Here is a 6,605-nt window from a genome sequence, read left to right on the forward strand (position 1 = left end):
AGTACCCAAAACCCGAGCGTCAAATTCGTATCTTCGATCCGCAATATGCGCGCCGCGAATCGCGGAAGCGACCGCTTTGACCTCGGCCAGGCAGCTTCCGGCGTGCGTTTGCTTCAACTCCGATATATCGGGCTAGCTCGGATTGTCCGATCGGGCCCAGCTTTCTAGAATTGCCCAGCACTGCGGACCTTGAGGCCCCTGCAGAAGCGCTTGCGTGCAATCGGCATGGTCGTTGCTTAGCCGTCCCGACCCACGTTGGCGCGCGCCACGAGATGTCCCTGTCGCCTTCACCTCAGTTATCGCCACCCAATATGAAGCACGTCAATCTCGACACCGTCGATTTGAATCTGTTGAAGACGTTTATGGCCATCTGGGAGCATAGGAGCCTAACGGTAGCCGGCGACCGGCTGCATCTGAGCCAGCCCGCTGTTAGTCACTCGCTGCGAAAGCTCCGCGAAATATTTGATGACCCATTGTTCGTACGCAACGCGGGCGTGATGTTGCCAACCGATGCAGCCGAACGGTTGCATGCACCAATAGACGACGCGCTGACGATCATCTATGGTGCACTTCAGAGGCATTCCCGATTCGATCCCGCGCAGGCGTCGCGCACTTTCCGTCTTGCCATGTCCGACATCGCGGAACAGCACGTCTTGCCGCGGCTCATGGAGACCTTGCTTGTCAACGCGCCAAGGATAGATCTCGACGTGCGCCAGTTGTCGATCGATGAGCTCAACACCGCGATGCGCAGGGGCGAAATTGATTTCGCACTGGGCTATCTGCCAGGGCTCAGCAACGAATGCATGAGCCTGCCGTTTCTCTCCGACGAGTTCGTCTGCATGCTGCGCGATGCGCATCCGTTCGACAAACCAAACCTGACTGCCGACGATCTCGCGTCACTGCGCTATATATATGTGCAAACCAATTCGACAGGACACGGACTGATCGACCGCGCGTTCCAGAAAGCGGCGATCGAACGCGATATCGCGCTACGCATTCCGCATTTCACGGTCGCAATCGATATTGTCGAGAACAACGACCTGGCGCTGATCTTGCCGCGCAGCATCGCGACTCGCTGCAGCCAGAATGGCCGCTTCAGGGTCTTTGCGCTGCCCATCGAAATGCCGCAGATTTCCGTGCGGGTTTACTGGCACAGCCGCTTCTCTTCCGACTCAGGCTCCGAATGGCTTCGCTCGACACTTTTGAACCTGTTCGTCGATGCTTGAAGACAATCGGCATGCCGAACGAGCTGCGGCCACTGGCTGCCACGCGCCCGCCTCGCTGGGGCTGTTTCTGGCAGCATGATCGCACCGGCAATCGTGAACTTGATCGTCAACGCCGGAACCCTCGCGGGGCGGAAGGCAACCGGAGTCGAACCGATCAGGGAGTGTCTGACACCCCCTACTGGGTTTGAAGCCCAGCCGCACCACCGGATGCGAATGCCTTCCTTCGTGAGAAGATGAACTGCCGGAAACCTGTGAAGATGGGTTCAAAGCCCTTCAATCAAGCGGCTATCAGTGCGCACGAAGCGAAGATCGCGCTGAAAGCGAGTATACCCAACGCGATCGAAGAACTCCAAAATCTGGATCGCCCGCTTGCGGCCCAGACCACTCGCATCGCGGAACACCGAGGCACCCAGCACCCCACCCTGCTCCTGCGCAAGCGAGGCCACCAGACGCGCCAGTTCGCGCACCGTATCCGGGTGATAAAACAGATCCCGCACTACCTGATAGACAGCACCTTGTCGCGCCAGCTTGCGTAAGAGCTGCCGCACCTTTTCCTCCGGCGTCTGCGTCGCGCTCGCCAGATCGCGCACCCACGGCGGATCGAAGCGGCCCTGGGCAATCAATGGCAGCAGCGTAGCAGCCAACGCTTCCTCGCCCGGGTCGAGCGATACCGAATGCTCCGGCAGATGCAGCCATGCGCCGCTCCTCATGAGCGCACCCTCTGCCGCCAGCGCGTCAATCAATGCACGCCACACGCCCTCGGCCAGCAGCGGCGCCGCCATGCGCCGCAAGCGCGCAGCGTCGGGGCCCTGCTCGTCGGGCATGCGTTCGTGAAACTGCTGCAAGGTGGTCACAATCTGCGCCGCAAGGTGGTCCCATTGACGCCGCAGGATGATGACCGCATCGTCGGCCGTCTTGCCGTGCAGGGCAATGGTCAGCGCCGTATCCGGCACGCTCAGCAATGAGGCAGGCAGACCCGTCAGGTGCATCAGCGTCGAGCGCAGCATGCCGCGCGGCGCCTGTTCGAGCAGCGGTTCCGTCGTGCCCTCGTCCAGCCACGCTCGCAATGCATCGAGCCACGCGAGCCGCTCCGGTGTGCGGCGCTTGCGCGCAGGACCGAACGGATCGAGTACACGGCCACCGCCGACAGTGCGGCTCGCCTGCGCGTTGCGGACGATGAAGCGATCACCGGGTAAGGCGCAAACTGGCGCGTCGAACACGAGTTGCACGCGCCCCGCCTCCCCCGCTGACAGGATGTCGCGGTCGAGCAGCGCAACGTGCGCGACCCGATGCGTCGTGCCGATATGCACATGCAACGGGGACCAATGCTGCAACGTGAGGCCCGCATCGGCTAATAGCGCGAGTTCGACATCGAGCCGCTCCGACGGCTCGGCAAGCCGCTCGTCGACGATCCAGTCGCCACGCGCGATCGCGTCCTTGTCGATGCCCGCGAGATTCAGTGCGCAGCGCTGTCCGGCGTGGCCCGACTCGGCGGCGCGATTCTGCGCGTGGATGCTGCGCACGCGTACCGGTGTCCCAGACGGCGCAAGCTGCAGCGTATCGCCAACGCTCACCCGTCCAGCGAACACCGTGCCGGTTACGATCGTGCCTTGCCCGGCCAGCGTAAACACACGATCGATCGCGAGGCGGAACAAGCCATCGTCGCGGCGCGCATGCCACGTCATCGCGGCTTCGTGCAAGTAGGCCTTGAGTTGCGCGACGCCCGCATCATCCGGCTGCGTCGCATTGGTTTCGAACAGCGGCGCCTGTGTGAATGGCGTTACTGCGAGCCACACCTCAATTTCAGCGCGCACCTGTACGAGACGCGGCGCGTCGACGCGGTCGGCTTTGGTCAACGCCACCGCGCCATGTTTGACCCCGAGCAGTTGCAGGATCGCGAGATGCTCACGCGTTTGCGGCATCACGCCGTCGTCCGCCGCGATCACGAGCAGCGCGAAGTCGATTCCGCACGCGCCCGCAGCCATCGTATGCACCAGCTTTTCGTGGCCCGGGACATCGATCACACCGAGCACGTCGCCGTTCTCCAGTGGCGTGTACGCATAGCCTAGCTCGATGGAAATGCCGCGCGCCTTCTCTTCCTTGAGCCTGTCCGTATCGACACCCGTCAACGCGCGCACGAGCGTCGTCTTACCGTGATCGATATGCCCAGCGGTACCGACAATCATGCGTGCAACGCCTCACATTGCGCGAGGAAGGCCGCTTCGTCGGCGGCTTCGAGGCAGCGCAGATCGAGCCGCAAGGCGTCGTCTGCGATGCGCCCAATCACCGGACGCGGCAGTTCACGCAGCGCTTTCTCGAGCTTCATCAACGCACGGCCGCTCCGCTTGCCCGTTGCATGGCGCACCGCCAACCCATAGCTGGGCAGTTGCTCGACGGGCAACGCGCCACTGCCGATCTGGCTGAACATCGGCTCAGCGCTCACGGTGAAACCGTCTCCGAGCGCGCGCTGCAAGATGGGCAACGCTCGCTCGGCGAAACCACGCATTTCGGCCGCGGGCCGTGTGAGCAGACGCAACGTCGTCAAGCGTTCGCGCAGGAACTCGGGCGCCTGGTACAGGCGCAGAACGGGTTCGAGCGCCGCCAGCGTAAGCTTGCCGACACGTAGCGCACGTTTGAGCGGATGCTTCTTGATTTTGCGGATCAGTTCCGCCCGACCGACGATCAGCCCCGCTTGCGGGCCGCCGAGCAGTTTGTCGCCACTGAAGGTTACGAGATCGGCACCCGCGGCGACGTTCTCGCTTACCGTCGGCTCCCCCGGCAAACCCCACTGCGCAAGATCGACCAACGTACCGCTGCCGAGGTCGATCGCGGCCGGCAGGCCGTGACGCCGCGCAAGCGGAGCGAGTTCGTCGAGCTCGACCGTCTTCGTGAAGCCGCTGATTGCATAATTGCTGCAGTGGACTTTCATCAACATGGCGGTTCGCGGTCCGATCGCTTCTTCGTAGTCCTTTAGATGTGTCCGATTGGTGGTGCCGACCTCGTGAAGCCTGGCGCCCGCTCGCGACATGATGTCGGGAATGCGGAACGCCCCGCCGATTTCGACCAGTTCGCCGCGCGACACGATCACTTCCTTCTTCGAGGCAAGCGCCGACAGCGTCAGCAACACGGCGGCCGCGTTGTTATTGACGACAGTCGCCGCTTCGGCGCCGGTCAGTTCGCAGATGATGTCTTCGATCAGATCGTCGCGGTCGCCGCGCCCCCCGGTTGCGAGATCGAACTCGAGATTCAACGGATTCGTCAACGCATCGACGACGGCCCGCACGGCCTCGTCGGGCAACAGTGCACGTCCGAGGTTGGTGTGCAGGACAGTGCCCGTGAGATTGAACACGGTACGCAGACGGCTTTGCGAGCGCTGCGCCAATAGCACGGCAGCTTGCCGGGACACGTGTGCTTCGTCGCACGCAGAGGCAAGCGTTGAGCCAGCTTGCGACGCTGCAAGCGCGCTATCCGCAGCGTCAGGCTCGCCCTGAGGCGTGGCAGCGGCGCCGGCATCCCCTGTCCGGCCACGCTCGATGGCGAGCGCGTCTGCTTGCAGATCGCGACGCAGCGAATCGAGAGTCGTGCGCACGGCTGCCAGAACCTGGGTGCGGCCATATTGCGCGAGCAATGGTTGCACGTCTGCGGACGACATAATGCGCTCGACGGCGGGTAGGCGCGCGAGCAGCGTGTTTAGCGGATTCCCCTGCACTTCACTCACGCCGTGTTTCCCCCGCTCATGCGTCCGCTGGCAATTCAGGCCACAGCAGCGGATTGGGGCTGCTGCGCCGATAGCCGGCTTCGTTCATTAATAGATCGAGCGTCAGGCTCGCGAGGTCATCGGCGAGCGGTTCGAACTCGAAATCTTTCTCCTGATAGCCGATCTTGCGATACGTATGACATTCATCGCAGGACTCGGCCTTGAGTGCTTGACTGCCGCCCTCGATACCATGATAGGCGATGCCCTTGGTCGAATCACAATTCGAGCATTTGGTGCGGACCACATGCCATTCGTTGGCGCACAGACCGCATTGCAGATAACGATACCCCTGATATTGTCCCCCAACACGCACGATGCTGGCCACGGGCAGCGCACCGCAGACGGGACAGACGCCCGGAGTGTCGAGATAGGGAATATCACGCGAATCGAGCCGGCTTGCAAGATCGGTCCAGACGACCTGGAGCGCCGCCATGATAAACGGAGCGGTGGCGGGGTCGATTTCGCCGTAGCGGTGGGCGAGGACCGCGTCCGCTTGTGCGTCGAGTTCATCCGGGGATTTTAGCCGGAGCGTATCGAGGATTTTACCGAGGGCGGGGGTGACGGCACCGGCGGCTTCGACTTTATCGAGCAGGCGGTAGAGGATATCGCGCCACGCCGGATCCCGATCCGGGGGGAGAGCGGGGATGACCGGCATGGAGTTGTGTTGAGCCTGGATGATCGCTTCGTGCGGTGGTGCTTTGGCCGCGAAGTTTTGTAGCAGTTGGTGCTGTGCTGTGGCTACTGTTGACATCAGTCGGATGTAGCCGGATATCGGGCTTGCGGCTGCCAGGTGTTCCAGGCGCGCTGCGCGTGTTTCGAAGATGGTTGCCCGTTCGGGCAGGCGGATTCGTGGGATCGCTGAGTGGTCCAGGGATTCTATTTGCGAGGGGTCCAGGATTTTTTGGGGCATTGTCGGGGCTCGTTGTTTCTGTGCTGCGCAGGGCTTGGGGGTGGGTTCGGTTTGCTTTTTCTGGCTGCTGTGTTTTGGTGTTACTGACGTGTTGGTTTTTTCCTTTTTCTGTCTTGTTGGTCTGTTTGCCTGCGGCGCCTTTTTTTGTTAGTTATCCTAGTGTGTTGGCCTTTCCTTGCTTTCTTATCGGTCTATTTGCGTCGCCCCTGTGCGGGGCGGCACTTACTTTCTTTGCCGCCGCAAAGAAAGTAAGCAAAGAAAGCGGGCTGCAACCGCTAGCGAGTAGTGAGCCGTCTCTGTCTGCCACCGGGAACGGCCTAAGACGAGACCTGCTTTCGCGCCACAAACATCCGTGACACAGCACTCATCCGCTCCAGCGTCGCGCTTCGCGCCCCGCCGTTGGGCATAACTTCCCCACTCCCCGTAACGCTAAATCCAGTCAAGCCAAACCACCACGCTTCGCCCCCCGGAAAGTGCCCCCCGGAATATACCCATCCGCCACGCACGAAGTGCGTAGGCGGGATGAATGACTGCTGTGTCACTAACGGGAGTGGTGCGAGAGCGGGTCTCGTCTTGGGCCGTTCCCGGTGGCGGACCTAGATGGCTCACTACAAGCTGGCGGTTGCAGCCCGCTTTCTTTTGCCTACTTTTCTTTGCGGCGGCAAAGAAAAGTAGGTGCCGCCCCGCACAGGGGCAACGCCAATAGACCGAT

At 62.0% G+C, this 6,605-nt stretch carries 4 protein-coding genes and 1 tRNA gene; 1 reads left to right on the forward strand and 4 read right to left on the reverse strand.

Going from position 1 to position 6,605, the window contains the following annotated elements:
* Positions 1 to 272: 272 nt before the first annotated feature.
* Entirely contained in the window at positions 273 to 1,226 is a 954-nt protein-coding gene (locus FFS45_RS04195; RefSeq protein ID WP_249362601.1) for a LysR family transcriptional regulator, read from the forward strand.
* A 129-nt stretch (positions 1,227 to 1,355) separates the two neighbouring features.
* Here FFS45_RS04195 and FFS45_RS04200 read toward each other — a convergent pair.
* The 4 genes from FFS45_RS04200 to fdhE form a co-directional block, all read right to left on the reverse strand.
* Positions 1,356 to 1,448: transfer RNA gene (locus FFS45_RS04200), tRNA-Sec, on the reverse strand.
* A gap of 41 nt (positions 1,449 to 1,489) precedes the next feature.
* Positions 1,490 to 3,412: a selenocysteine-specific translation elongation factor gene (selB, locus tag FFS45_RS04205; protein ID WP_137953434.1), complete on the reverse strand. Its 1,923-nt coding sequence runs from the start codon at positions 3,410 to 3,412 to the stop codon at positions 1,490 to 1,492.
* On the reverse strand, positions 3,409 to 4,944 hold the full coding sequence (selA, locus tag FFS45_RS04210; RefSeq protein ID WP_137953435.1) for an L-seryl-tRNA(Sec) selenium transferase: 1,536 nt from the start codon (positions 4,942 to 4,944) through the stop codon (positions 3,409 to 3,411). Before selA ends, selB begins: the two co-directional genes overlap by 4 nt.
* Before the next feature lie 16 nt (positions 4,945 to 4,960).
* Complete coding sequence (gene fdhE / locus FFS45_RS04215; protein ID WP_137953436.1) at positions 4,961 to 5,893, reverse strand: formate dehydrogenase accessory protein FdhE; 933 nt, start codon at positions 5,891 to 5,893, stop codon at positions 4,961 to 4,963.
* Between the last annotated feature and the right edge of the window lie 712 nt (positions 5,894 to 6,605).

Origin of the sequence: Burkholderia sp. 4M9327F10 (assembly GCF_005503145.1) — a bacterium.
In the GTDB taxonomy this organism is placed as follows: domain Bacteria; phylum Pseudomonadota; class Gammaproteobacteria; order Burkholderiales; family Burkholderiaceae; genus Paraburkholderia.